The sequence below is a fragment of the Bradyrhizobium sp. LB14.3 genome (assembly GCF_040547985.1).
Lineage (GTDB): Bacteria > Pseudomonadota > Alphaproteobacteria > Rhizobiales > Xanthobacteraceae > Bradyrhizobium.
Window position 1 is genome coordinate 1 of sequence record NZ_JBEPQT010000012.1, and the last position, 26730, is coordinate 26730.

25 protein-coding genes are annotated in these 26730 nt (G+C 64.0%); 19 read left to right on the forward strand and 6 right to left on the reverse strand.

The window, feature by feature from the left end; genetic code table 11:
- The 6 genes from ABIB00_RS21670 to ABIB00_RS21695 all read right to left on the reverse strand — a co-directional run.
- Positions 1 to 334 (reverse strand): helix-turn-helix domain-containing protein (locus ABIB00_RS21670; protein WP_354105790.1); only part of this gene is annotated, 334 nt, incomplete at its 3' end.
- A 160-nt stretch (positions 335 to 494) separates the two neighbouring features.
- Entirely contained in the window at positions 495 to 1367 is an 873-nt protein-coding gene (locus tag ABIB00_RS21675; RefSeq protein WP_247350070.1) for an ABC transporter ATP-binding protein, read from the reverse strand.
- On the reverse strand, positions 1364 to 2272 hold the full coding sequence (locus ABIB00_RS21680; RefSeq protein WP_502917857.1) for an ABC transporter permease: 909 nt from the start codon (positions 2270 to 2272) through the stop codon (positions 1364 to 1366). The genes ABIB00_RS21675 and ABIB00_RS21680 overlap by 4 nt, the downstream gene beginning before the upstream one ends.
- On the reverse strand, positions 2269 to 3690 hold the full coding sequence (locus ABIB00_RS21685; protein WP_354105791.1) for an ABC transporter substrate-binding protein: 1422 nt from the start codon (positions 3688 to 3690) through the stop codon (positions 2269 to 2271). The genes ABIB00_RS21680 and ABIB00_RS21685 overlap by 4 nt, the downstream gene beginning before the upstream one ends.
- Positions 3691 to 3855: 165 nt before the next feature.
- Positions 3856 to 4632, reverse strand: coding sequence for a Crp/Fnr family transcriptional regulator (locus ABIB00_RS21690; protein WP_354105792.1), 777 nt, complete (start codon positions 4630 to 4632; stop codon positions 3856 to 3858).
- Between the two features lie 233 nt (positions 4633 to 4865).
- Entirely contained in the window at positions 4866 to 5162 is a 297-nt protein-coding gene (locus tag ABIB00_RS21695; protein ID WP_354105793.1) for a gamma-butyrobetaine hydroxylase-like domain-containing protein, read from the reverse strand.
- A 207-nt stretch (positions 5163 to 5369) separates the two neighbouring features.
- Here ABIB00_RS21695 and ABIB00_RS21700 point away from each other — a divergent pair, with 207 nt between their 5' ends.
- The 19 genes from ABIB00_RS21700 (at position 5370) to ABIB00_RS21790 (ending at position 26690) form a co-directional block, all read left to right on the forward strand.
- Positions 5370 to 6143 (forward strand): ferredoxin--NADP reductase, encoded by a 774-nt coding sequence (locus tag ABIB00_RS21700; protein ID WP_247444957.1) that lies wholly within the window; start codon positions 5370 to 5372, stop codon positions 6141 to 6143.
- Positions 6144 to 6247: 104 nt separating this feature from the next.
- Positions 6248 to 7990 carry a fumarate reductase/succinate dehydrogenase flavoprotein subunit gene (locus ABIB00_RS21705; protein ID WP_247350080.1) on the forward strand — a complete coding sequence of 581 codons (1743 nt, stop codon included), beginning with the start codon at positions 6248 to 6250 and terminating at the stop codon, positions 7988 to 7990.
- A gap of 29 nt (positions 7991 to 8019) precedes the next feature.
- Positions 8020 to 8253 carry a 4Fe-4S dicluster domain-containing protein gene (locus ABIB00_RS21710; RefSeq protein WP_008141081.1) on the forward strand — a complete coding sequence of 78 codons (234 nt, stop codon included), beginning with the start codon at positions 8020 to 8022 and terminating at the stop codon, positions 8251 to 8253.
- A gap of 2 nt (positions 8254 to 8255) precedes the next feature.
- Positions 8256 to 9233: a HEAT repeat domain-containing protein gene (locus ABIB00_RS21715; RefSeq protein WP_354105794.1), complete on the forward strand. Its 978-nt coding sequence runs from the start codon at positions 8256 to 8258 to the stop codon at positions 9231 to 9233.
- Between the two features lie 111 nt (positions 9234 to 9344).
- Positions 9345 to 10517, forward strand: coding sequence for a fumarylacetoacetate hydrolase family protein (locus ABIB00_RS21720; RefSeq protein ID WP_354105795.1), 1173 nt, complete (start codon positions 9345 to 9347; stop codon positions 10515 to 10517).
- Between the two features lie 382 nt (positions 10518 to 10899).
- Positions 10900 to 11865 carry a galactofuranose ABC transporter, galactofuranose-binding protein YtfQ gene (gene ytfQ / locus ABIB00_RS21725; protein ID WP_354105796.1) on the forward strand — a complete coding sequence of 322 codons (966 nt, stop codon included), beginning with the start codon at positions 10900 to 10902 and terminating at the stop codon, positions 11863 to 11865.
- A 121-nt stretch (positions 11866 to 11986) separates the two neighbouring features.
- Positions 11987 to 13531 (forward strand): sugar ABC transporter ATP-binding protein, encoded by a 1545-nt coding sequence (locus ABIB00_RS21730; protein ID WP_354105797.1) that lies wholly within the window; start codon positions 11987 to 11989, stop codon positions 13529 to 13531.
- Positions 13528 to 14520, forward strand: coding sequence for an ABC transporter permease (locus ABIB00_RS21735; RefSeq protein ID WP_354105798.1), 993 nt, complete (start codon positions 13528 to 13530; stop codon positions 14518 to 14520). Before ABIB00_RS21730 ends, ABIB00_RS21735 begins: the two co-directional genes overlap by 4 nt.
- On the forward strand, positions 14517 to 15497 hold the full coding sequence (yjfF, locus tag ABIB00_RS21740) for a galactofuranose ABC transporter, permease protein YjfF (RefSeq protein WP_354105799.1): 981 nt from the start codon (positions 14517 to 14519) through the stop codon (positions 15495 to 15497). The genes ABIB00_RS21735 and yjfF overlap by 4 nt, the downstream gene beginning before the upstream one ends.
- On the forward strand, positions 15494 to 16270 hold the full coding sequence (locus tag ABIB00_RS21745) for a FadR/GntR family transcriptional regulator (protein ID WP_354105800.1): 777 nt from the start codon (positions 15494 to 15496) through the stop codon (positions 16268 to 16270). Before yjfF ends, ABIB00_RS21745 begins: the two co-directional genes overlap by 4 nt.
- Positions 16267 to 17193, forward strand: coding sequence for a Gfo/Idh/MocA family protein (locus ABIB00_RS21750; protein ID WP_354105801.1), 927 nt, complete (start codon positions 16267 to 16269; stop codon positions 17191 to 17193). Before ABIB00_RS21745 ends, ABIB00_RS21750 begins: the two co-directional genes overlap by 4 nt.
- Before the next feature lie 2 nt (positions 17194 to 17195).
- Positions 17196 to 18272: an aldose epimerase family protein gene (locus ABIB00_RS21755; protein WP_354105802.1), complete on the forward strand. Its 1077-nt coding sequence runs from the start codon at positions 17196 to 17198 to the stop codon at positions 18270 to 18272.
- Positions 18272 to 19150: an SMP-30/gluconolactonase/LRE family protein gene (locus tag ABIB00_RS21760; protein ID WP_354105905.1), complete on the forward strand. Its 879-nt coding sequence runs from the start codon at positions 18272 to 18274 to the stop codon at positions 19148 to 19150. The genes ABIB00_RS21755 and ABIB00_RS21760 overlap by 1 nt, the downstream gene beginning before the upstream one ends.
- A 73-nt stretch (positions 19151 to 19223) precedes the next feature.
- Positions 19224 to 20297 (forward strand): multiple monosaccharide ABC transporter substrate-binding protein, encoded by a 1074-nt coding sequence (gene chvE / locus ABIB00_RS21765; protein ID WP_247350094.1) that lies wholly within the window; start codon positions 19224 to 19226, stop codon positions 20295 to 20297.
- Between the two features lie 230 nt (positions 20298 to 20527).
- A complete protein-coding gene (gene mmsA, locus ABIB00_RS21770; protein WP_354105803.1) occupies positions 20528 to 22105 on the forward strand; it encodes a multiple monosaccharide ABC transporter ATP-binding protein in 1578 nt (525 codons plus the stop codon).
- Complete coding sequence (gene mmsB, locus ABIB00_RS21775; RefSeq protein ID WP_354105804.1) at positions 22102 to 23292, forward strand: multiple monosaccharide ABC transporter permease; 1191 nt, start codon at positions 22102 to 22104, stop codon at positions 23290 to 23292. The genes mmsA and mmsB overlap by 4 nt, the downstream gene beginning before the upstream one ends.
- Positions 23293 to 23401: 109 nt before the next feature.
- The gene (locus ABIB00_RS21780) at positions 23402 to 24067 is read left to right on the forward strand and encodes an HAD family hydrolase (protein ID WP_354105805.1); all 666 of its coding nucleotides are present in this window, start codon (positions 23402 to 23404) and stop codon (positions 24065 to 24067) included.
- 8 nt (positions 24068 to 24075) lie between these two features.
- Entirely contained in the window at positions 24076 to 25026 is a 951-nt protein-coding gene (locus tag ABIB00_RS21785; protein ID WP_247444942.1) for a sugar-binding transcriptional regulator, read from the forward strand.
- A gap of 350 nt (positions 25027 to 25376) precedes the next feature.
- Positions 25377 to 26690, forward strand: a complete 1314-nt coding sequence (locus ABIB00_RS21790; protein WP_354044327.1) for an ABC transporter substrate-binding protein — start codon at positions 25377 to 25379, stop codon at positions 26688 to 26690.
- Positions 26691 to 26730 lie beyond the last annotated feature (40 nt).

Genomic DNA, 26730 nt, shown 5'->3' on the forward strand with positions numbered 1-26730 from the left:
GTCCCGCTCGTTTGAGAATCTCGCCTGCCGTCGAGGCCGACGGCCAATCGATATCCCCTTGGCGAGCCTCAAGCTTGCTTACGATCTTGCGCGGTCCCCAGCTCGGCCGCTCAAGCCGCAGCCCCACAATCGCATCCACGAGGTGCTGCGGCGTCGCTCGCCCATGCACCCGCGCCGCGTGCGAGCGATCCGTAAGCCCTCCAGGCCCTTCCAGCTGATAGCGATCCAACCATTTGTAACCGGTCTTGCGGCTAATCTCGTAGCGTTCGCAAAGCTCCGTCATCGTCCACATTCCGCTTCGCTGATCCGCGATGAAGCTAACCCGTTGGCCCATTGCGCAGCTCTCTCGCCAAGGCATCGGCTGATCCTCCCAGCCGACAGAGAACTGTCACCCACCCATCCGGTCTACTTTGTTACCTATCTATCCGGTCTGGACATCGCGCCACCTTCTCCCGCAAGGGGAGAAGGGAAGGCTGCTCGCGAGTGTCGAAGAGCTAAATCACATCCGCGAGCGAATGCCCGTGCAGCTCGATGTTGAGCCCCTGCATGCCCATATCGTTGAGCTCGCCGCCCATTGCCTTGATGCTTTCCTCGCGGATCAGCGACATCAGCCCGCGGCGTAGCGCCAGGAATTCCGACGACATCATCATCGACTGCTGCCGCGGCCGCTCCAGCGGAATCGGAATCTCCGCCTTGATCGACCCGGGACGCGCGGTCATGCAATAGACGCGGTCGGACAGGAAGATCGCTTCGTCGATATCGTGGGTGACGAACAGCACCGAGATCTTCAGCCGCTGCCACATGTTGGTGAGGATTTGCTGCATGATGACGCGCGTCTGCGCGTCGAGCGCGCCGAAGGGCTCGTCCAGCAGCAGCACCTTTGGTCCCGTCGCGAGCGCGCGGACAATGCCGACACGCTGCTTCATTCCGCCGGAAAGCTTTTCCGGATAATGCTTCTCGAAGGCTTCGAGGCCCGCAAGCCCGAGCAACGTCCGCGCGGCGCGCTCGCGCTGCGAACGCGGCATGCCGCGCATCTTCAGGCCGAACTCGACATTCTCCCGCACGGTTTTCCAGGGAAACAGCGAATATTGCTGGAACACCATGCCGCGCTCGGCGCTGGGGCCGTTCACCTTCTCGCCGTCGACGGTAACGATGCCCGTGGTCGGCTTGAGGAACCCCGCGACCGCGTTGAGCAGCGTCGACTTTCCACAACCGGAGGGCCCGACGATCGAGACGAACTCGCCAGGCTTCACATGGATCTGCGTGTCGGTGACGGCTTCGACCGGCCCCTCGATACTATCGTAGCTGAGGGAGAAGTTCCTGACCTCGATATGGCCTTGCGGTGCTTTGACGACGATCTCGCTCATCTTGATCTCCACGGCATTACCAATTGTCCGGCCCCCCGGATCAACATGCTCGATCCGAGGCCGAGCACGCCGATCGCGATCATGCCGAGTGCGATGTCGGCATACTGGACCAGCGAATAGGCCTCCCAGGTGAAGTAACCGATGCCGTATTGCCCCGAGATCATCTCGGCGGCGATCAGCGACACCCATGCCACGCCCATGCCCACGGTGAGGCCGGTGAAGATGTGCGGGAGCGAGGCCGGAAAATACACATCGCGAAAGATCGAGCGCTCCCGCGCGCCGAGACATTGCGCGGCGCGCACCAGCACGGGATCGACCAGGGACATGCCGTGCAGTGTGTTGACCAGGATCGGGAAGAATGAGCCGAGGAAGGTGATGTAGACGATGCTTTGCTCGTTGGTCGGCCACAGCATGATCGCCATCGGCACCCAGGCGATCGCCGGGATCGGCCGCAGCACCTCCGCCACGGGGAAGATGATCTCATGGACAAGCTTGAAGCGGCCCATGATCAGGCCGAGCGGCACGGCGACGATCGCTGCGAGCGAAAAGCCGAAGAAGATGCGACGGCAGCTCAAGAGCACGTGCAGCAGGAATTTCGGATCGTGGATCGCCTTGGCAAAGCTGGCATAGACCGCGAGCGGCGAGGGCACGTTGGTGAAGCGCACGAAGAACACGACGCGATAGGTCGTGAGCAGGTGCCAGACCAGCAGGAAAGCCAGCAGCGAGATGATGCCGATCGCGGTTGCACGCAGCCCGTCCCGGTTGAGCCGGCACCAACGCAGCGCCAGCGTGCCGAACGAGGGCGGTGCCGCGGGTGGAGTGGTGGCGGGCACGGAAGTCGTTTCCGCGGTTGCACTTGCCGGCATGCTGTCCTCGGGATGTCTGCGGAGGGCGGGACTGCTCACGTCTTGCCTCCGCCGATCGCCACCTTCACGGCATCGTCGAAGCCGAGCACCTTGCCGCCGATCTTGGCGGCATAGGCTTCGGCGTCCTTCTTCAGCAGGAACGGCGCAACCTCGCCATTGCCGACTGCGAAGAAGGCCTGGTCGGCGAACAGCTTGATGCCGCGGGCGGTATCGAAGACGTAGGCGACGTTGATCCTCTTGCCCTTGGCCTTGAAGTCGGCATAGGCGCCGAGCGTGCAGGTGGCCGACGCGAAGGGCAGAATGCCTGAATCGTCGACCCATATCTCGCCGGCCTTGCGCGGATCGGCGATCGGTTTCTTGCAGAAAGCGTCGTCGCCGGCGATCTCGTAATTTTTGGTGCTGGCGAGCTGCGCGTCATAGTCGAGCTTCATCTCGGCATAGGCCCTGCGGATGTAGCTGTCGTCGACCCATTTTTTGGGATCGAACTCCTTCATGCGACCGAGGTTCTGCAGCACCTTGACGTCGGCGGTGGCCGCATCGATCAGCGCCGGCTTGACGGTGGGATCGGTGGTCATGTTGCCGCCGGGGCCGAGGAAGATGTAGACGACTTCCTTGTTGATGCCGGTCCATTCCTGGATTTTTTCGGCAGCAAGCTTGGGATCGTCGCGCAGCCACTGGTTGGCGGCGATCAGAGCCTTGAAATATGCGACGACGACCTCTGGATATTTCTCCGCGAAGTCGGTGCGGACCACAATGCCGTGGAAGGTCGGCAGATTGGTCTCGACGCCGTCAAAGATCTTTCGCGCAAAGCCGCGAAACGGCAGCAGCTCGGCGAAGGGGACGAAGTCGGCATGCGCGTCGATCTTCTTCTCCTGGAGATTGGTCGAGCCGACCTCCGGGCTCTGGCTGACGAGCTGGAAGAAATCGGAGGTGTAGCCGCGGTCCTGCATCGCCTTCAGCACCATGCCGTGCGCGGCGGAGCCGAACGGCACGCTGACGAGCTTGCCCTTGAGATCGGCGAGATCGTAGTAGGGCGAATCCTTGTGAACGACGATGCCGTTGCCTGAGCCGGACAGGCTGTAGGCGGCGATGCCGATCAGCCGGCTCTTGCTCTCCGGATTGCTGTCGAAGGTGAAGCCGTTCACGATCAGCGGATAGTCGCCCATCATGCCGATCTGGAGCTTGTTCGCCATCATCGCGTTGGTGACGGGTGGGCCGGAGGTGAAGTTCTGCCACTCCAGCTCGAACTTGATGTTGGCGTATTTGCCGTCTTTCGGGAGATATTTTTCGAGGAGATGCAGCTGGCGGATGACGACGCCGGCGGTCACCGTGTTGGTGGTGGTATCCTGCGTTCCGATGCCAAGCGTGACGGTTTCGGCCAAGGCCGGCTGCGCGAGGAGAAGCGCCAGCGACGTCACCGACATGGCGATCGAGTGCGTGGAAAGATGGCGGACCATTCTCATCCTCATTCGGTTGGATGTGCTGTGGTTGCCATGATTGGGTGAGGGCGCCGACAGGGCAAATCCGGAATGTCCGCCGCAGTCGATTAGTTGCCGGGAAAAGCTGATTGCATACTCCTTGAGCAGTCCTGCACTATAAAGCCGCTTGCCTGGGCATCGGCCCTAGTCAGATCCTTGCCCCCGCATCTCTTCCAGCACGTCGGGCCGGCAGACCACGATCTGCGAGCGCTTGGTCAGCACGATTCCCTTCTCCTGCATGCGCTTCAGGCTGATCGTGACCCATTGCCTGGTGGCACCGACCATGTGGGCGATATCGGCGTGGGTGAAGGCGGCCGCGATCACCCGGCCGTCGGCGTCCTCGACGCCGTAGAGATCGACGAGATGCAGCAACAGATGCGCAAGGCGCTGCGTGATCGAGCGCGTTCCCAGCATCTGGGCCAGCGCCGAATAGCACTTGCCCTTGAAGGTCAGGCCTTCGATCAGGCCGATTGCGAGGCTCGGGATCTCTACGGCAAGGGACCGTAGCTCCTTTCCGGGCAGATGCACCACGCTGCAATTGCTGGATGCAACGCCGGACCATTGATGCACGGTGCCCTCGAACACTTCGGGCCCGCCGACGAAATTGCCGACATGCCAGTAAGCCAGCGTGATCTCGCGGCCGAGCGGGGAGGTGTAGAACACCCGGATACGGCCGCTCTCGATCAGCCAGATGCCGTCATGCTTGCCGCCCTGGCTGAACAGCGTCTGGCCGCGGTTGAGCACTTTTCGGCGGCCCTGTCTCAGCACCAGCTCCCGCTCGCGCTGGCTTAGCTTGTCCATCAACGGCGGCGGTCCGCCGATCCATTGCTGGTTTTCGGTGAGCAGCAGCGAGGAACTGCCGGCAGGCCGGACTGCCGGGGGACCAGCCCCCCGAACCGCATTCGCCGCCTGCAACATCATCTGCCTCCGGAACGTTGAAACCGTTCTAAAGAGGAGCAATGTCCGTGCCAGATGGGGTGATCGGAAGCGCGTTTGTGGGGAGGCGGTGCCCCTCACTCCGCCGTCATCGCCCGGCGAAGACCGGGCGATCCAGTATTCCAGAGGCGTCAGTGGGATACCGATAGGCCACGGCGTACTGGATTCCCCGCTTGCGCGGGGAATGACAGCGGAGCAAGAGGAACGATCAAGCCGTCCTACCGCCCCGCCAGGCTCAACAGATACGGCTTGGGGTAAATCCCCCGGTTGTGCCCATCCGAAAACGAGATGTTCAGCCCATAACCGAGATCGCCGATTTCGGTGATCGCGATGCCCGGAAACCGCTCGGGGAAGCGTCCATCGAAGCGGGCGCGGGTGCAGTGGGCGCATTTGCAGGAGAGACGGAGTGTTTCCGCGGGCAAGTTCAGTGCGTCGTCCTCAGCGGTGCGAACGCGGAGCGTGGCGAGGTCGGCGCTTGCTTCGTAATCTGCCACGGTCGGTGCCACCAAGGTCATGACGTATCTCTAACCTCTCTCTATGTCGTCGTGACGCCACCGCGATAGCAACTAATTGCCCGCGCAGGCGCGCGGCGCTGTTCTTGGTCGCCTGTACTTCAATCATCGCCCGCGAAATGTGAAACTAATCGACCGGGAATTTCAGTTCGGCGTTGCCCGATTCCCGTCTCTCCGAAACCTTGTGCGCAATCGAGGTCAGGAGAGACAATGAGCGCATTTCAGAAGGAAACGGTTTTGTCGGTCAGGCACTGGACCGATTCCCTGTTCAGCTTCACCGCGACGCGTGATCCCGGCTTCCGCTTTCAGAACGGCCAGTTCGCGATGATCGGGCTGGAAGTCGAGGGCAAGCCGTTGCTGCGGGCCTACAGCATGGCCAGCGCCAATCACGAGGAGGCGCTCGAATTCTTCTCGATCAAGGTGCAGGACGGCCCGTTGACCTCGCGGCTCCAAAAGATCAGGGAAGGCGACATCATCCTGGTCGGCCGTAAGGCGACGGGCACGCTGATCACGGGCAATCTCATTCCCGGCAAGCGCCTGTTGCTGCTCTCGACCGGAACGGGGCTTGCGCCGTTCGCCAGCCTGATCAAGGACCCCGAGGTCTACGAGAACTACGAGACCATCGTGCTCGCCCATGGCTGCCGCCAGGTCTCCGAACTCTCCTATGGCGAGCACCTCGTCGAAGGCCTGCGCGATCACGAGTTTTTCGGGCCGCTGATCCGCGACAAGCTCGTCTACTACCCGACCGTCACCCGCGAGCCGTTCAGGAATCGGGGCCGCATCAGCGACCTGATCGCCTCGAATCAACTCTTCGACGATATCGGGCAGTCGGGTCTCGATATCGAGACCGACCGCGTCATGCTGTGCGGCAGCCCGGCGATGTTGGAGGAACTTCCCGCGATGCTTTCCGCGCGCGGGTTTGTCGAGGGCAATCACAGCCGGCCCGGCCATTTCGTGATCGAAAAAGCCTTCGTCGAGCGCTGATGCGCAAATCGCATCCCGGCGACAACTAATTGCTATCGCCGGACGAGCCACTGAACAAATCTGATGCAAAGGCGCCGGACCTGCCGGTGAACCAGGAGCAAGCGATGGCACTAGATCAGATCGTGGACGGACTTTCGGAGGTTTCCTGCGATGTGCTGGTGATCGGCGGCGGCACCGCCGGCCCGATGGCGGCGCTGAAGGCGAAGCTGAAGAACCCGAAGGCCAATGTCGTCCTGCTCGAAAAGGCCAACGTCAAGCGTTCCGGCGCCATCTCGATGGGCATGGACGGGCTGAACAACGCGGTCATCCCGGGCTATGCGACGCCCGAGCAGTACACCAAGGAAATCACCATCGCCAATGACGGCATCGTCGATCAAAAGGCGGTCTATAAATACGCGCAGAACTGTTACAAGATCGTCGAGGAGCTCGACAGTTTCGGCATTCGCTTCCTGAAGAACGAGAACGGCGATTACGCCGTCAAGAAGGTGCATCATATCGGCAGCTACGTTCTGCCGATGCCGAACGGCGAGACCGTGAAGAAGGCGCTCTATCGCCAGCTCCGCCGTGCCCGCATCCTGATCTCCAACCGCTACATGGCGACGCGGCTGCTCAAATCCGCCGACGGCCGCATCGCCGGCGCGATCAGCGTCAACACCCGCACGGCTGAAATCCTGGTGATCAAGGCCAAGTCCGTGATCCTCTGCATGGGCGCAGCCGGTCGCCTCGGTCTTCCGACCTCCGGTTACATGTTCGGCACTTACGAGAACGCCGCCAATTCCGGCGACGGTTATGCGATGGCCTATCATGCCGGCGCCGCGCTCGCGAACCTCGAATGCTACCAGATCAATCCGCTGATCAAGGACTATAACGGCCCGGCCTGCGCCTACGTCGCCGGTCCTTTCGGCGCCTTCACCGCCAATAACGAGGGATCGCGCTTCATCGAATGCGACTACTGGTCGGGGCAGATGATGCTGGAGTTCTACAATGAACTCCTGTCGGGCAAGGGTCCGGTGTTCCTCCAGCTCAAGCATCTGCATCCGAACACAATCGAGGAGATCGAAACCACGCTGCACAAGGTGGAGCGGCCGACGCGCGGCCTGTTCCAACAGGGGCGCGGCATCGACTACCGCAAAGAGTCGATCGAGATGCACATCTCCGAGATCGGTTTTTGCTCGGGTCACAGCGCCTCCGGCGTGTTCGTCGACGACAACGCGCGCACCACTGTGCCCGGCCTTTATGCCGCGGGCGACATGGCGAGCGTGCCGCACAACTACATGCTGGGCGCCTTCACCAACGGGGCGGTTGCCGGCATCGACGCGATGGAGTTTGCCGAGAACCACGACTTTGCGGAGTTCGATGCGGCCGATGTCGCCAGGGAGCGCGACCGCGTGATGGCGCCGACCAAGCGCGAGGATGGCATTCCGCCGAACCAGATCGAGTACAAGACCCGGCGCCTGGTCAACGACTATCTCCAGCCGCCAAAAGTCACGCGCAAATACGAGCTCGGCATGCGCCGCCTCGCCGAGGCCCGCGAGGACATGCAGGAGCACATGATTGCGCGCAACGCGCATGAGCTGCTCCGCGCCCTCGAAGTGCAATCAATCATGGACTGTGCCGACATGGCTGTGCATGCCTCGCTCTACCGCGAGGAAAGTCGCTGGGGCCTCTATCATTGGCGCACGGATTTCCCGGAGAAGGACAACGAGAACTGGTTCTGCCACACGCTGCTGTCCAAGCAGAACGACAAGATGACCAGCGAGAAGCGTGCCGTGGAGCCCTACGTCGTGCCGATCGCCGACGATGAGAAGGATCTCTACGACAAGCAACGCATTCGCGCGACAGCCTGACCCCCCGCACGAGTAACAGGAGACATACGATGCCTCTCGCTTCCTATCAGACATCGGTTCCGGTGGTCGTTGACGACGCCAAATGCATCGCCGACAAGGGCTGCACCGTGTGCGTCGACGTCTGCCCGCTCGACGTGCTGCGCATCAGCGACATGACCGGCAAGGCCTACATGGCCTATGACGAATGCTGGTACTGCATGCCCTGCGAGGCGGATTGCCCGACCGGCGCCGTCACCGTCAACATTCCGTATCTGTTGAGGTGATCATGTCGAGCCCGTTCGAATCCTACGACGATCTCGAAGACGCCGACGAGCGTTTGCAGGCCGCAGATCCCGCCGAGCGCCGCGTCGCGATCATCGCGCTCGGCCATTCCGGCGATCCCGCAGCGGTCGGCCATCTCGCCAGCATGGTCGCCGATCCCGATGCCGGCGTGCGCCAGCAGGTGGCGATGGCGCTCGGCGAGTTCGACGGGCCGGAGGCCGCCAGTGCGCTGGTGAAGCTGCTGGTCGATCCCGAAAGGATCGTCGCCGTCGCTGCGGCCGACAGCATGGCCGAGTTCAAGGATCCAGCCTGCGCCGACATCATCCTGCCGCTGGTCAAGCATGCCCACGCCTTCGTCCGCATGGGCGCGTTGCGTGCGCTCAAGGAGCTGCGCTGCAAGGACACGCTGAAGCCCGCGCTGGGAGCTCTCCAGGATGCGGACGCCGCCGTGCGCGTGCAGGCGATCGGTGTGATCGGTTTCCTCAAACTGGAGGAATCAATTCCGGCGCTGACCGCGCTGATCAACGATCCCGACGCGCATGTGCGCCGTGCCGCCGTCAGCGCGCTCGCCTTCTCGCAGCTGAAGCCGGCGGCCGAGACGATCACGCGTGCGCTGAAGGATTCGGACTGGATGGTACGCGAGATGGCGGCGGAGACGCTGGGTCTCAACGTCAACGGTTCGATCGCCGCCGATCAACTGGTCGCTTCGCTCGGCGACGAATTCTGGCAGGTGCGGCTGAAGGCGATCCGCAGTCTTGGCCGAATGAAGATCGAGCGCGCGGTGCGCCCGATCGGCAATTGCGTCAATCACGAGCAAGCGAACTTGCGGAAGGAGGCGGCCGCGGCTCTCGGCGAGATCGCCCATCCCGACGGCGAAGCGTTCCTCGCCGTCATCGCCGATGATGCCGATCCCGACGTGCGCAAGAACGCGCGCTGGGCGCTCCAGCAGATCGCGGCCCGAAAGGCGCGGGCGGGGGCATAGAAGCGCGGCAGGCTGCCGCTCTGGACTTCCCGTCCCAGACGTTTATTGGTCTTCGCCAACGTGATCGGCCTCTTCGAGTGCGGCCGATCCGAAAAGAGCGAGGACACGCCCATGACGACATTGACGGTTAAGGACCTTCTCCCCGAGGACGGCACGCGGGGAACGCTTGTCGGCCGCGTCTGGCTGCCGCAGGCGAATGGCCCGGCCGTGGTCGCCGTGCGCGGCGACGGTGTCTTCGACGTCACCGCGAAATTCCCGACCATCAGCGCCCTCTGCGAAGAGGACGAGCCGGCCAAGGCGCTTGCCGCGACCAGGGGTGAGCGCATCGGCGATCTCGATGCCATCGTCGCCAACACGGCGCCGGATCAGCGCGATTCGAAAAAGCCGTGGCTGCTCGCGCCGGTCGATCTCCAGACCCTGAAGGCGGCCGGCGTCACCTTCGCCATCTCGATGCTGGAGCGCGTGATCGAGGAGCGGGCGAAAGGCAATCCGGCCTCGGCGGAAGCGATCCGCAAAGAAGTGACGCGGCTGATCGGCGATGATCTGTCAAAACTCAAGCCGGGCTCGGATCAGGCGATACACCTGAAGCAGGTGCTGATCGACCAGAACGCCTGGAGCCAATACCTCGAAGTCGGCATCGGCCCCGATGCAGAGGTTTTCACCAAGGCGCCGACCTTGTCCTCGGTTGGCACCGGCATGGATGCCGGGCTGCATCCGAAATCGACCTGGAACAATCCGGAGCCGGAGCTGGTGCTGTTCGTCTCCAGCCGCGGCAAGATCGTCGGCGGCGCGCTCGGCAACGACGTCAATCTGCGCGACTTCGAGGGCCGCTCGGCGCTGCTGTTGTCTAAGGCCAAGGACAACAACGCCTCCTGCGCGATCGGCCCGCTGCTGCGTCTGTTCGACGACAGTTTTTCGCTCGACGACGCGCGCAAGCTGGAGATCAGCCTGAACGTGAAAGGGGCGGACGGATTTGTCCTCGACGGCCACTCCTCGATCAGCATGATCAGCCGCGATCCCACCGACCTGGTCGAGCAAACGATCGGCAAGGTGCATCAATACCCTGATGGCTTCGTACTGTTCCTCGGCACCATGTTCGCGCCGGTCAAGGATCGCGATGCACCGGGGCAGGGGTTCACCCACAAGCGCGATGACATCGTCACGATCGCGGCGCCCCAGCTCGGCAAGCTCGTCAACCGCATGCGGACCAGCGACGAGTGCGAGCCCTGGACCTTTGGCATCGGTGCGCTGATGAAGAACCTGGCGCAGCGGAAGCTGATCTAGCGCCGGCTTCGTTTCACCTCGCCTCACTGGCGGGGCCTCTTGGTTCGAGACGCGCCGTAAGCGGCGCTCCTCACCATGAGGTTCAGGATTTAGCTGCCAACATGAACCTTATCCTGAGGAGCCCGCAAACAGCGGGCGTCTCTAAGGATGGGCCGCACACATTCTTTTCATCTTTCCGTTGCATCCGCGGAACAAAATCGCGCTGGGCGTGTCATACGATGGCCCTCCCGCCGACTGCCGTGTTCAGCGCAAATAGTCAGATAATATGACTAGTCGGAACCAAGCTTCCGTGAAATAGTCCCTCCCGCCGCCTCCAAGGGCGGTCTGCGGGTGCCATGCTACCAATCGGCGCGCCCGGATAACATTTTGGGAGACACGCCTGATGACCTTCAAAGCCCTCTTTGCGGCCAGCGCGACCGCCGCGTTGCTGCTCGCGCTGCCGGCCAACGCCGCCGAACTCACCATCGGCTTCTCGCAGATCGGATCGGAATCCGGCTGGCGCGCGGCCGAGACGTCGGTCTCCAAGCAGGAGGCTACCAAGCGCAAGGTCAATCTCAAGATCGCCGACGCGCAGCAGAAGCAGGAGAACCAGATCAAGGCGATCCGCTCCTTCATCGCGCAGAACGTTGATGCGATCTTCCTCGCGCCTGTCGTCTCGACCGGCTGGGACTCGGTGCTGAAGGAAGCCAAGGAGGCCAAGATCCCGGTCGTGCTGCTCGACCGCGACATCGATCCCTCCGGCAAGGAGCTCTATCTCACCGCCGTGACCTCCGACAGCGTGCATGAAGGCGAGGTCGCCGGCGACTGGCTGGCGAAAACCGTCGGGGCCAAGGCCTGCAACATCGTCGAATTGCAGGGCACCGTCGGCGCCAGCGTGGCCGCCAACCGCAAGAAGGGTTTTGACACCGCCATCGCCAAGCATGCGAACCTGAAGGTGGTGCGCAGCCAGACCGGTGACTTCACCCGCGCCAAGGGCAAGGAAGTGATGGAAAGCTTCATCAAGGCCGAAGGCGGCGGCAAGTCGATCTGCGCGGTCTATGCGCACAACGACGATATGATGGTCGGCGCCATCCAGGCGATGAAGGAAGCTGGCCTCAAGCCCGGCAAGGACATCCTCACCGTCTCGATCGACGCGGTCCCCGACATCTTCAAGGCGATGGTCGCAGGCGAAGCCAATGCCACGGTCGAGCTGACGCCGAACATGGCGGGCCCCGCCCTCGATGCCATCGCTGCCTTCAAGGACAAGGGCACGGTTCCGCCGAAATGGATCCAGACCGACTCGAAGCTCTACACGCCCACCGACGATCCGCAGAAGATCTACGACAGCAAGAAGGGCCTCGGTTACTGAGGCGAGTGCGTCGCCGGACGGCCGCGTTTCGGCAGTCCGGCGGCCCCCTTCGAAACTGCTGCGCGAACGGATGGGCCGGGTGTCCGCATCATCAGCGGGCGCCGGTGGGAGTGACGTCACGATGGAGAACAGCTCGGATCCTGCTGCGTTCCTGCTGGAAGTGCGCGGGATCAGCAAAAGTTTTGGTGCTGTGCATGCGTTGCAGGAGGTCGACTTCACGCTCCGCGCCGGCGAGATCCATGCGCTGCTCGGCGAGAATGGCGCCGGCAAATCCACGCTGATCAAGGTGATCACCGGCGTGTTCCCGCGCGATGGCGGCATTGTCATGATCAGTGGCGAAGAGGTCGCGCCGCGTTCGGCCAAGGCCGCAGTTCAGGCCGGCATTGCCACCGTCTACCAGGAGGTCAACTTGCTGCCGAACCTCTCGGTGGCGCAGAACCTGTTCCTCGATCGTCAGCCGATGCGCTTTGGCGTCGTGCGCGAAGGCGAGATGCGACGCCGCGCGAAGACATTGCTCGCGGATTTCGGTCTCGATATCGATGTATCGGCGCCGCTCGGCAGTTATTCCGTCGCCGTGCAGCACGTCACCGCGATCGCGCGCGCCGTCGATCTCTCGGCGCGCGTGCTGATCCTGGACGAGCCGACCGCGAGCCTCGACCGCCACGAGGTCGAGATCCTCTTTCGCATCATGCGCCAGCTCGCCAGGCGCGGTATCGGGATCGTTTTCGTCAGCCATTTCCTCGACCAGGTCTACGAGATATCCGATCGCATCACAGTCTTGCGCAACGGCCGCCTGGTCGGCGAGCGCGAGACCGCGTCTCTGTCGCGGCTCGAGCTGATCCGGATGATGCTCGGCCGCGAGCTTGCGGAGACCACCAGCACCCGGGCATCGGCAGGCGCGCAGAAGACGCGTGACGTCTGTGCGAGCTTCGAGAATTACGGCAAGGCCGGCTACGTCGCGCCGTTCAATCTCGAGCTGCGCCACGGCGAGGTCGTCGGCCTCGCCGGTCTGCTTGGCTCCGGCCGAACCGAGACGGCGCGGCTGGTGTTCGGCGCCGAGCGCGCCGATCGCGGGCAGGCGAGGGTGGAAGGCGCGCCTGTCCGGCTTCAGTCGCCGCGCGACGGCGTGCGCCATGGCTTTGGCTATTGCCCGGAGGAGCGCAAGACCGACGGCATCGTCGCCGAGCTTACCGTGCGCGAGAACATCGTGCTCGCGCTCCAGGCCAAGCGCGGTCTGCATCGGCCGCTGTCGCGACGCGAGCAGGACGAGATCGCAAACCGTTACGTCAAGATGCTCGACATCCGCCCGCCCGATCCGGAGCGTCCCGTCGGCCTGTTGTCCGGCGGCAATCAGCAAAAGGTGCTGCTGGCTCGCTGGCTTGCGACCTCGCCGCGGCTGCTCGTGCTGGACGAGCCGACCCGCGGCATCGACGTCGGCGCGCACGCCGAGATCATTCGCCTGATACGCGAGCTCTGCGACGACGGGCTTGCGCTGCTGGTGATCTCCTCCGAGCTCGACGAGATCGTGACCTATTCCGATCGTGTGATGGTGCTGCGCGATCGCGCCCATGTCGAGGAGCTCGCCGGCGAGGCCATCGACGTCGGCAGCATTCTCGCCGCCATCGCCGCCGATGGCGGCAGTGTCGCGCATGAGGGCCGGGCATGACAGCGCTGTTGCCGCGCCGCGGCCTTGCCCAGATCCTTGCGTTAATCGTTATCCTGGCGGTCGATCGTGTGGTGTCGCCGCAATTCTTCGACCTGCGTCTCCAGGACGGCCGTCTGTTCGGCAGCCTGATCGACGTGCTCAACCGCGGCACGCCGGTGGCGCTGCTCTCGCTCGGCATGGTGCTGGTGATTGCGACGCGCGGCATTGATCTCTCGGTCGGCGCGATCATGGCGATCTCTGGCGCGATCGCGGCGAGCCTCGCCGACAGCCATAGTCTGGCCGTGGTGCTGGCAGCCGCGCTCGGCGCGGGCCTGATCTGCGGCTTGTGGAACGGATTTCTCGTCGCGGTGCTCGGCATGCAGCCGATCGTCGCGACGTTGATCCTGATGGTGGCGGGACGCGGCATCGCGCAGCTCATCACCGAGGGTCGCATCGTGACCTTCTCCTCGCCCGATCTGGTCTGGCTCGGTAACGGCGCCATTCTCGGCGTGCCGGTGCCAGTCGCGATCGCGTTGGGCATGCTGATCCTCACCGGCGCGGTGGTGCGCGGCTCGGCGCTCGGACTGCTGATCGAGGCCACCGGCGGCAATGCGCGGGCGAGCGAACTCGCCGGCGTCGGCACGCGCGCCATGATTTTGGCGGTCTATGTCTGGTGCGGTGTCTGTGCTGCGCTCGCCGGCGTGATCGCGGCTGCCGACATCATGGGCGCCGATGCCAACAATGCCGGCCTCTGGCTCGAGCTCGACGCGATCCTCGCCGTTGTGATCGGCGGCACCTCGCTGTTCGGCGGCCGCTTCAGCCTGATTCTTGCTGTGTTAGGCGCGCTGATTATCCAGACCATGAACACCGGCATTTTGCTGTCGGGATATCCGCCGGAGTTCAATTTGCTGGTCAAGGCAGTGGCGGTGATCGCCGTGCTGTTGCTGCAATCCCCGAAACTGTCCGGTGTTGCCGGTGTCGTGGCGCGGCTGCGGAGGGCCAAAGCGTGAAAGGCCTGCCGCCCGTCCTCATCACCACCATGGTGCTCGTCGCGGGATTCGCGCTCTGCGCGGTGCAATTCCCCAACATCGCCTCGACCCGTGTGGTCGGCAATCTCCTCACCGATAACGCCTTCCTCGGCATTGTCGCGACCGGCATGACCTTCGTCATCATCTCCGGCGGCATCGATCTCTCGGTCGGCTCGGTGATCGGCTTTACCACTGTGTTCGTCGCGCTGGCGATCGAGCGCTGGGGCATTCCGCCCCTGGTCGCCTTCGTCGCCATCCTCGCGCTTTCGGGAGCCTTTGGTGCGGCGATGGGCGCGATGATCCACGTCTTCGATCTGCCGCCTTTTATCGTGACGCTCGCCGGCATGTTCCTGGCCCGTGGCGCCAGCTTCCTGCTCTCGACGGAATCGGTGCCGATCACCGCGCCGGTCTATTCCACCGTGTCGGACTTCGCACTGCGGCTACCCGGCGGCGGGCGGCTGACCGCGGTCGCGATCATCATGCTTACGATCGTGATCGGCGGCGCATTGCTGCTGCGTCTTACCCGGTTCGGCGCCAACGTCTATGCGCTCGGCGGCAGCCGGCAGGCCGCGAGCCTGATGGGCGTTGCCGTCGGCAGGATGACGGTGAAGATTTACATGCTGTCGAGCCTGCTGGCAGGCATCGCGGGCATCGTCTTCTCCTTCTACACCAGCGCGGGATACTCGCTCTCCGCCGTCGGCGTCGAGCTCGACAGCATTGCGGCGGTCGTGATCGGCGGCACGCTGCTCACCGGCGGGCAGGGCTCTGTGATCGGCACCTTCCTCGGTGTGCTGATCCAGGGCATGATCCAGACCTACATCAATTTCGACGGGACGCTGTCGAGCTGGTGGACCAAGATCGCGACCGGCGTGCTGCTGTTCGCCTTCATCGCCTTGCAACAGGGGCTGGTCGCGCTCGCGCGGCGGCCGGTGACGAAGCGCGCGGGAGCCGTCTCATGACCTCGCGCATCGTCGTCATCCCGACGCGGCGGGCGCACTCCAATCACGCGGAGGTGGCGCGCTCGATCGGCGTCGACATCATCGCCGGGCGTTACGCGGAGGGGACAAGGCTTCCGGGCGATGCCGAGATGATCGCGATGTTCGGCGTGTCGCGGCCGGTGCTGCGCGAGAGCGTGAAGACGCTGGTTGCCAAGGGCCTGCTCACCACCAAGGCGCGGGTCGGCACCGTCGTGCGCGAGCGCGTCGCCTGGAACATGTTCGACGCCGACGTGCTGGCCTGGCATCTGGACGCCGGCATCGACAAGCGCTTCCTCAACGACCTCGCCGAGATCCGCCTTGCGGTCGAGCCGCGCGCGGCCGTACTGGCAGCGGCGCAGCGGTCGGAGCAGGACTTGGTCGAGCTGCGTCGCTGCATGGAGCGGATGCGGGATGAGGCTTCCGATTCCGTCGGCTTTGCTGATGCCGACCTCGCGCTTCATGTCGCCGTGGCGCGGGCGTCCGGTAATCTGTTCATGCGCTCGATCGGGCACGTCATCGAGGCCGCCTTGCGCGCCTCGTTCCTGCTCAGCGCACCTGTCGAACCCGAGGACCGCGACACCGTGCTGCTCTGGCATCAGAAGATCGTCGATGCCATCGCGTCGGGTGATGCCGCGACTGCCTCGGAGGCGATGGTCTACGTCATTCACAACGGCATGCGCCGCCATGAAGGTACAGTGACCGAGACTGTACCGGCCGAGGCGCTGCCGTCCGCGGACACTGGAGAGAGATCGTGACTGAACTTCGCATCGCCATCGTCGGCTTCGGCAAGATCGCGCGGGACCAGCATGTCGGCGCGATCGCCGCGGTGCCGGGTGCGACGCTCGCGGCGGTTGCCAGCCGCAACGCCTCGCTGCCGGGGCTGCCGCACTTTGCCACCATCGAGGAATTGCTGGAGAGGGGGCCGCCGATCGATGCGGTGTCGCTGTGCACGCCGCCGCAGGTGCGCCGCACCCAGGCTGCCTTGGCACTCGCCGCCGGCAAGCATGTCATGCTGGAGAAGCCGCCCGGCACCGGCGTTGCCGAACTCGATCCCTTGATCGCGATGGCGGCGGATGCGAAGCGCACGCTGTTTGCGACCTGGCATTCGCGCCATGCACCGGCCGTCGAGCCGGCGCGGCAATGGCTCGCCGCGCGGCGGATCACCTCCGTGCACATCAACTGGAAAGAGGACGTCCGCGTCTGGCATCCCGGGCAGGCCTGGATCTGGGAGCCCGGCGGGCTCGGAGTGTTCGATCCCGGCATCAATGCGCTGTCGATCCTGACCAGGATCCTGCCGAAGCCGGTGTTCGTCACCGCGGCCGAGCTCGCCTTCCCCGCCAATTGCCAGGCGCCGATCGCCGCGAACCTGACGCTGGCCGATATTGATGGCCTGCGAGTTACCGCCGAGTTCGATTTCCGCCAGACCGGGCCGCAGAGCTGGGATATCCTCGTCGAAACCGACCAGGGCCGGATGACGCTATCCCGCGGCGGCCGGATCATGGCGATCGACGGCAAGACCGTTGCCGAGGCGCCCGATGAGGAATATCGGGAGCTGTACCGGCGCTTCGTCACGCTTGCCGCAACAGGTGCCCGCGACGTCGATCTGGCGCCGCTTCGTCTCGTCGCCGATGCCTTCCTGCTCGGCAGGCGCAATATCGTCGAACCATTTGTGGATTAGACATGGCTGGCGCAAAAATAGAAAAAGACGTCTTCGGAACACTGCCGGACGGCCGCAGCGTGGAGCGCATCGTGCTGCGCGGGGAGAGTGGGTTCGAAGCGCGCATCATCACCCACGGCGCGGTGATTCAGGCTCTGATCGCGCCGGACGCGAGGGGCGGCTATGACGATGTCGTGCTGGGTCACGATGCGTTCGCCGGCTATCTCGCCGAGCGGAAGTTTTTTGGCGCCACCGTGGGCCGCTATGCCAACCGCATCGCCAACGGACAATTTTCGCTGGACGGCGAGACGGTGCAGCTTCCCGTCAACAACGGTCCGAACGCACTGCATGGCGGCCTCGACGGATTCGACCGCAAGCTCTGGGAGATTGCAGAGATCGACGACGGCTCCGAGTCGGCGGTGACGCTGACCTACACGAGCCCGCATGGCGAGGAAAACTATCCCGGCCGGCTCGACGTGCGCCTGACCTATCGCGTCACCGGCCCGAGCGAGCTGTCGCTCACCATGGAGGCGCGGACCGACCGGCCGACCATCGTCAATCTGACCAACCACAGTTTCTTCAATCTGGAAGGCGCGACGTCAGGCACACCCGTTCTCGATCACAAGCTGACGGTTGCCGCCGAACATTTCCTGGCGATCGATCCCACCGCCATTCCGCTTCCTGAGCCGCCGCGCAGCGTTGCCGGCACGCCGTTCGACTTCCGCGACGCCCAGCCCGTCGGCGCGCGCATCCGCGAGAGCGATCGGCAATTACAGAACGGCAAGGGCTACGATCATACCTACTGTCTCGGCCGCGACGGCAAACTTGCGCTCGCGGCGCGGCTGGAGGCGCCGCGCTCGGGGCGGATCATGGAGCTGCTCACCGATCAGCCCGGCCTTCAGGTCTATTCCGGCAACTATCTCGACGGCACGATCTCGGGCAAGGGCGGCAAGCTGTATCGGCAGTCGGACGCGATGTGCCTGGAGCCGCACATGTGGCCCAATTCACCAAACCGGCCGGATTTTCCAAGCCCGCGCCTCGATCCAGGCGGGGTCTATCGCCATCATACCGTCTATCGCTTTGCGGTGAGGTCGCCATGATGGAGCAGGTGCCGACGTCTGTCCTCTCGGACGATCCCTGCCATCTCGGCGAGGGACCGACCTATGACGCGACCACCGACACGGCCTGGTGGTTCGACATCCGCGAGGGGCGGCTGTTCGAGGCGCAGCTCGGCCGTGGCAGCATTCGCGTCCATGCGCTCGGCCGGATGGCGAGCGCGCTCGGGCGCATCGATGCCGCGCGCCAGCTGATCGTTGCGGAAGATGGACTCTACATCCGCAAGCTCGCCGACGGTGCGATGGCGCTGCTCTGCCCGCTCGAAGCCGACAATCCCGCGACGCGCTCCAATGATTGCCGCGTGCACCAATCCGGCACGTTCTGGATCGGCACCATGGGCCGCAAGGCCGAGCGAGGGGCTGGCGCGATCTATGCGTTCCATCGCGGCAAGATATCGACGCTGTTTCCCGGTATCAGCATTCCCAACTCGATCTGCTTCTCGCCCGATGGCGCCACAGGCTACTTCACCGACACCGCACGCGCCGTGCTCTATTCCGTGCCGCTCAATCCCGCGACCGGCCTGCCGCGCGGCGAGCCCGAGGTGCTGCTGCGCCATACCGGCATCGGCGGCCTCGACGGCTCGGTGTGCGACGCAGATGGCCAGATCTGGAACGCGTGCTGGGGCGCAAGCCGCATCGATGTCTACTCGCCGCAGGGCGAGCGCCTGCGCTCGATCAGCGTGCCGGCCAAGCAGGCAAGCTGCCCCGCTTTCGTCGGCCCTGATTTATCGCGCATTCTCGTCACCTCGGCGTGGCAGGACATGGACGCGGCGGCGCGCGCCGCCGATCCGCAGGCCGGCTGCACCTTTCTGTTGGAGGCCTCCGCACATGGTCGCGCGGAGCCGGACGTCAAGCTCGCATAGGAGGCCTGAAGCAGCTCACCGCCACGTTCTCGACGAAGCCAAGAAACAGTCTGACACCATAAGGGAGTGAAACATGCTGAAACTGAAGACGACATTCCTCGCGCTGGCGCTGGCCGGCGCCGCGACGATGGCCGCGGGCGTCACCGCCTCAGCCCAGGACAAAGCAACGGTCGGCATCGCCATGCCGACCAAATCGTCGGCGCGCTGGATCGACGACGGCAACAACATGGTCAAGGTGCTGAAGGAACGCGGCTACAACACCGACCTGCAATATGCCGAGGACGACATTCCGAACCAGCTCTCGCAGGTCGAGAACATGGTGACCAAGGGCGCGAAAGCGCTGGTGATCGCCGCGATCGACGGCACCACGCTCTCCGACGTGCTCAAGCAGGCCAAGGCCAAGGGCATCACCGTGATCGCCTATGACCGCCTGATCCGCGGCACGCCGAACGTCGACTATTACGCGACCTTCGACAATTTCCAGGTCGGCGTGCTCCAGGCCGAGTCGATCGTGCAGGGCCTCGGCCTCAAGGATGGCAAGGGTCCGTTCAACATCGAGCTGTTCGGCGGCTCGCCCGACGACAACAATGCCTACTTCTTCTACAACGGCGCGATGAGCGTGCTGAAGCCGTACATCGACAGTGGCAAGCTCGTCGTGGCTTCGGGCCAGATGGGCATGGACAAGGTCGCGACCTTGCGCTGGGACGGCGCCACCGCGCAGGCTCGCATGGACAATCTGCTCAGCGCCTACTACGGCAACAAGAAGGTCAACGCGGTGTTGTCGCCGTATGACGGCCTGTCGATCGGCATCATCTCCTCGCTGAAGGGCGTCGGTTATGGCAGCGCCGGCCAGCCGATGCCTGTCATTTCGGGCCAGGATGCCGAGGTGCCATCGATCAAGGCGATGCTGCGCGGCGACCAGTATTCGACCATCTTCAAGGACACCCGCGATCTCGCCAAGGTGACCGCCGACATGGTCGACGCCGCGCTTGCCGGCAAGCAGGTCACCGTCAACGACACCAAGACCTACGAGAACGGCGCCAAGACCGTGCCGTCCTACCTGCTCAAGCCGGTCGTGGTCTACAAGGACAATTGGGAGAAGGTCCTGATCGACAGCGGCTACTACAAGAAGTCACAATTCCAGTAAGACTTGTCTCCTTCGCCCTCGCCCCGCTCTCGCGGGGAGAGGGCGGAGTGAGGGGCCATCTCCCTACGGGCAGTGATTGCTATGCACTCCGTCATTGCGAGCGCAGCGAAGCAATCCAGTCTTCCGCCGCGGAGAGAGTCTGGATTGCTTCGCTGCGCTCGCAATGACGATGTGGATGCCGCGATATCATCCCCGCAACATGGGGAGAGGTTGAACAAGGGACAAAAACGATGGCCGCAATGCTGGAGATGCGCAACGTCAGCAAGAGCTTTTCCGGCGTGCAGGCGCTGCGCGACGTCAACTTCTCGGTTGACGCCGGACAGATCCACGCCCTCGTCGGCGAGAATGGTGCCGGCAAGTCGACGTTGATGAAGGTGCTCAGCGGCGTGTATCCGGCCGGCAGTTACGAGGGCACCATCATCTTTGATGGCGAGGAGCGGCGCTTTCGCGACATCAACGATTCCGAGGCGCTCGGCATCATCATCATCCACCAGGAGTTGGCGCTGATCCCGCTGATGTCGATTGCCGAAAACATCTTCCTGTCGCATCCGCCTTCAAGACTCGGCGTCGTCGATCGCGACGAGGTGTATCGGCGCACGCGGGAACTCCTCGCGCAGGTTGGCCTCAAGGAATCGCCGGATACGCTGATCACCGATCTCGGCGTCGGCAAGCAGCAACTCGTCGAAATCGCGAAGGCCCTGTCCAAGCGGGTGCGGATGCTGATCCTGGACGAGCCCACCGCCAGCCTCAACGAGGCTGACAGTGCCGCGCTGCTCGAACGTCTCGTGGCCTTCCGCGAGCAGGGCATCGGCTCGATCCTGATCTCGCACAAGCTGAACGAGGTCGCCCGCGTCGCCGACCACATCACCGTGCTGCGCGACGGCCGCACCGTCGACGGCATCGACTGCCGCGCCGAGCCGATCCAGGAAGACCGCATCATCCGCAGCATGGTCAACCGCGATCTCGCCCACCGTTTCCCGGAGCGTAGCGCAGAGATCGGCGAGCCCGTCCTCACCGTCGAGAACTGGTCGGTCTATCACCCCATCCATCCCGAGCGGCAGGTGATCAAGAACATCGATTTCGGCGTGAAGCGCGGCGAGGTCGTCGGCATTGCCGGATTGATGGGCGCCGGGCGCACTGAATTCGCCATGAGTCTGTTCGGTCGGTCCTGGGGCACCGCCATCAGCGGTCGCATCCGGCTCGAGGGCCATGAGATCGTGCTGCCGAACGTCGCGGCCGCGATCGACGCGGGTCTTGCCTATGTCACCGAGGACCGCAAGCAGCTCGGGCTGATCCTCGCCGACGACGTTCGCAAGAACATCACGCTCGCAAGCCTCGACCAGGTCGCGCCTCGCCGGGTGATCGACGACATCGCCGAGCTGAAGGTCGCCAGCGACTATCGCAACCGCATGCGCATCCGCTGCTCCGACGTCTACCAGGAGACCGGCCAGCTCTCCGGCGGCAACCAGCAGAAGGTCGTGCTGTCGAAATGGCTGATGACAGACCCCAAGGTCTTGATCCTGGACGAGCCGACGCGGGGCATCGACGTCGGTGCCAAATACGAGATCTACTGTATCATCAACGAGCTTGCGGAAGCCGGCCGCGGCGTGGTGGTGATCTCCTCGGAGATGCCCGAGCTCCTCGGCATCTGCGACCGCATCTGTGTCATGAACGACGGCGCCTTCGTCGGCGAGTTCCCGGGCACTGAAGCGACGCAGGAAAAGATCATGCGCGCCATCATGCGCAACGATAGAAATTATGGAAGCAGCGCCCTTGCGGGCGCGGAGATGGGAGGATCGCAGCCATGACCGACAAGACGGTATCGCTGCCCGAGGAGCGCCGGCACGGCAGCTTCATCAAGAACAATTTGCGCAATTACGGCATGCTGATGTCGCTGATCGCGATCATGCTGTTCTTCCAGGTCATGACTGGCGGCACGCTGCTGCAGCCGCTCAACCTGACCAATCTGGTGCTCCAGAACAGCTACATCGTCATCATGGCGCTGGGCATGCTGCTGGTGATCGTCACCGGCCATATCGACCTCTCGGTCGGCTCGGTCGCCGGCTTCGTCGGCGCGGTGGCCGCCGTGCTGATGGTGACGTACAAGATCGACTACACGCTCGCCTTCATCGCCTGCCTGCTGTTGGGCGCGGCGATCGGCGCCGCGCAGGGCTATTGGGTGGCCTATTTCAAGATCCCGTCCTTCATCGTGACGCTGGCCGGCATGTTGGTGTTCAAGGGACTTGCGCTCGCGGTGTTGCAGGGCCAGTCGCTCGGACCGTTTCCGGCGACCTTCCAGAAATTGTCGTCGGGCTTCATTCCGGAGATGCTGCCCGAGGCCGGCACGCTGCATCCGACGTCCATGCTGATCGGTGCCGTGCTCGCGCTCGGCCTCGTCTATGCCGGCGCCAAGGGTCGCTCGCGCGAGCAGTTGCACGGCATCGAGGTCGAGCCTTACGCGTTCTTCCTCGGCAAGAGCATTCTTCTGGCCTGCGCCGTGCTCTACTTCACCTATCTGATCGCCTCGCATCGCGGCCTGCCGAACGTGCTGGTCATCATGACCGCGTTGATCGCGCTCTACGGCTTCGTCACCCGCCGCACCGTGATTGGCCGGCAGGTCTACGCGGTCGGCGGCAATGCGAAAGCCGCAAAGCTGTCGGGCATCAAGACGGAACGGTTGACCTTCCTCACCTTCGTCAACATGGGCGTGCTCGCCGCGCTCGCCGGCCTCGTCTTCGCCGCGCGCCTCAACACCGCAACGCCCAAGGCCGGTCTCGGCTTCGAGCTCGACGTCATCGCCGCCTGCTTCATCGGCGGCGCGTCGGCCTATGGCGGTGTCGGCCGCGTCGGCGGCGCCGTGGTTGGCGCCATGATCATGGGCGTGATGAACAACGGCATGTCCATCCTCGGCATTGGCATCGACTACCAGCAGGTCATCAAGGGACTGGTGCTGCTCGGGGCGGTGTGCATCGACGTGTATAATCAGCGCAGGTGACGCCGCGCAGCCGGGATGGAGCCCGGGCTACGGTTTCCTGCCGCGGCATTGCCGGGTCGCCGTATGCTGAGCTATTGCCCATGAGTTGGGTATATGATCGAATGGCCGGATGGACCAGGGCCGGCCAAAACCCGATCTGATCATCTTCGACTGCGACGGCGTGCTGGTCGATAGTGAGCTGTTGAGCTGTCGCTGCTTGTCCGACGTGCTGGCCGAATGCGGCATCGCGCTCAGCGTAGAGCAGGCGCTCGAACTCTTCCTCGGGCGCAGCACCAAGGCGGTCGTGCAGCATTATCGGGATCTCGGACAGGTCGTGCCGGAGGGCTTTCTGCCACGCTTGAAGTCGCATGTACTGACGACATTCGCGGGTGCGCTTCAACCAATTCCCGGCGTCGCCGATGTGATCTCCGATTTGCGCGCGCCGTTTTGCGTGGCGTCGTCCAGCGACATCGACCGCGTCTCGTTGTCTCTTGACGTCACCGGCCTGCGGGCGCATTTCGGCGATCGGGTCTACACCGCGCAGATGGTCAGGCACGGCAAGCCAGCGCCCGATCTGTTTCTCCACGCGGCGGCGAAGATGGGTGCGGAGCCCGCGCGCACGCTGGTGATCGAGGACAGCGCCAGCGGCGTGCAGGCGGGAAAGGCGGCCGGCATGACCGTCTGGGGATTTGTCGGCGGCAGCCATTATCGCGGCCGCGACGGGCAGGCTATATTGTCGGGTGCGGGGGCCGACCGGGTGTTCGCGCGCATGATCGATCTCTGGAAGGACGCCTGACGCCCGCCATGGCCGCTGAGAACGAAAAGTCCAGGCTCGATGACGCCGCACGTGCCGGTTGGCTCTATTTCATTGCCGGTCACACCCAGGACGAAATCGCTAAAATGCTCCAGGTCTCGCGCGCCTCGGCGCAGCGGCTGGTCTCGCTGTGTCTCGCCGAGCGGCTCATTACCTTCCGGCTCGAACACCCCATCGCAGCCTGCATGGAACTTGCGGCGCGGCTGAAGGAACGGTTTGATCTCGTCCATTGCGAGGTGGTGCCGGCCGATCCGGCGGCGCCGCAGGCCACAGCGGGCATTGCCGAACGCTGCGCCAATCTGCTCGATGCCACGCTGCGTTCGGAGACGCCCGTCATTGTCGCGCTCGGCACGGGCCGGGCGGTGCGCGCCGCGGTCGAGCGCGTCACGCCGATCGACCGGCCCAACCACCAGATCGTCTCGCTGGTCGGCAACATCTCCGCCGACGGTTCTGCGAGCTTCTACGATACCGTCGGCCGGCTCGCCGATCGCACCGGCGCGCGGCACTATCCGATGCCGCTGCCGTTCCTGATGTCGTCCGAGGACGAGCGCAACAAGATGGTGCGGATCGAGCCCATCGCCAAGGTAAAGGCGGTTGCGAGCAAGGCGGATTTGCGCCTCGTCGGCATCGGCCAGATGGACCAGAAGGCGCAGGTCCACGTCGACGGCTTCGTCACCCGCGATGAATTGTTCGAGATGATGCGGCAAGGAGCGATCGGCGAAATCACCGGCTGGGCCTATGATTCCAAGGGCCGCCTGCTCAAAGCCGGCACCAACAAACGCTTGACCAGCATTCCGCCGGAAGTGCCGGCGAAGACCACGACGATCGGCGCCGCGGTCGGTGCGGCCAAGGTGGCGGCGATCGCGGCGGCGCTGAACGGGCGGTTGATCAACGGGCTCATTACCGACGAGACGACCGCAAGGGCGATTCTGGAACGCTGAGGCAGAGCTAGCGCGACAGCGCCGCTGCTCTCCCTCTCCCGTTTGCGGGAGAGGGCCGGGGAGAGGGTCTCTCCGCTGACAAGACTGCCCAAGAGGAGAAAGCCTTCACCCGTATCGCATCTTCGATGCGATACGACTTCTCCCGGAAGCGGGGAACGTGGAGCAAGTTGCGTGCGCTCGGCTCGAGCAACGGCCACCCCACTCGCGGCAAACGACACCATCTCCCGCACCGCAGCACTCATAAGTTGCGCGAACGCCCTCGCGCCTGCTTGACAACGGTCCGTCCTCAGTTGAACATACGCCCAACGCGTGGGCATATGCTCAAAAGCGCGATCTTAGGGAGGTCACCCGTGAAACACGTCCTCGGCGCCGTCTGCGGCGCGTCTTGCCTGTTGCTGGCCGTCCCCGCGATGGCCGAAACGACCCTGACGATCGCCACCGTGAACAACGGCGACATGATCCGCATGCAGGGTTTGACGGCTGAATTCACCAAGAAGAACCCCGACATCACCGTGAAATGGGTGACGCTTGAGGAGAACGTGCTGCGCCAGCGCGTCACCACCGACATCGCCACCAAGGGCGGCCAGTTCGACGTGCTCACCATCGGCACTTATGAGGTGCCGATTTGGGCCAAGAAGGGCTGGCTGGTGCCGCTCGCCAATCTCGGCGCCGATTACGACGTCGCCGACCTCCTGCCCAAGATCAAGGATGCCGTCTCCGTCGATGGCAAGCTCTATGCCGCACCGTTCTACGGCGAGAGCTCGATGGTGATGTACCGCACCGACCTGTTCGACAAGGCCGGCCTGAAGATGCCGGAAAAGCCGACCTGGGATTTCGTCATCGACGCCGCCAAGAAGCTCAGTGACAAGAGCGCCGGCGTCTATGGCATCTGCCTGCGCGGCAAGGCCGGCTGGGGCGAGAACATGGCGTTCCTCTCCGCCATGGCCAATTCCTACGGCGCGCGCTGGTTCGACGAGAAGTGGCAGCCGCAGTTCAACACCCCGGAATGGAAGGCGACGCTGTCGACCTATGTCGACCTGATGAAGCAGGCCGGCCCTCCCGGTGCGAGCTCGAACGGCTTCAACGAGAACCTCGCGCTGTTCAATGCCGGCAAGTGCGCGATGTGGATCGACGCCACGGTCGCGGCGTCCTTCGTCACCAACCCGAAGGACTCCAAGGTCGCCGACAAGGTCGGCTTCGCGCTCGCGCCCAACACGGGCCTGGGCAAGAACGCCAACTGGCTGTGGGCCTGGAATCTCGCGATCCCCGCGGGCTCCAAGAAGACGGAAGCGGCCGAGAAGTTTATCGCCTGGGCGACGAGCAAGGACTATACCAAGACCGTCGCCGCGAAGGAAGGCTGGGCAAATGTGCCGCCGGGCACGCGGACCTCGCTCTACCAGAACCCGGATTATCTGAAGGTCGCCCCATTCGCCAAGCTGACGCTGGCCTCGATCGATGCGGCCGATCCGAACAAGCCGACCGTGAAGCCGGTGCCTTACGTCGGCGTGCAATATGCGGCGATCCCCGAATTCCAGGGCATCGGCACGCAGGTCGGCCAGCAGTTCTCGGCCGCGCTTGCGGGCTCGATGACGGTCGATGCCGCGCTCGCCGCCGCGCAGTCCGCAACCGAGCGCGAGATGAAGCGGGCCGGTTACATCAAGTGAACCCGAGCTCTCCCTCCTGAGCTCAGACTTGCGGCCATCC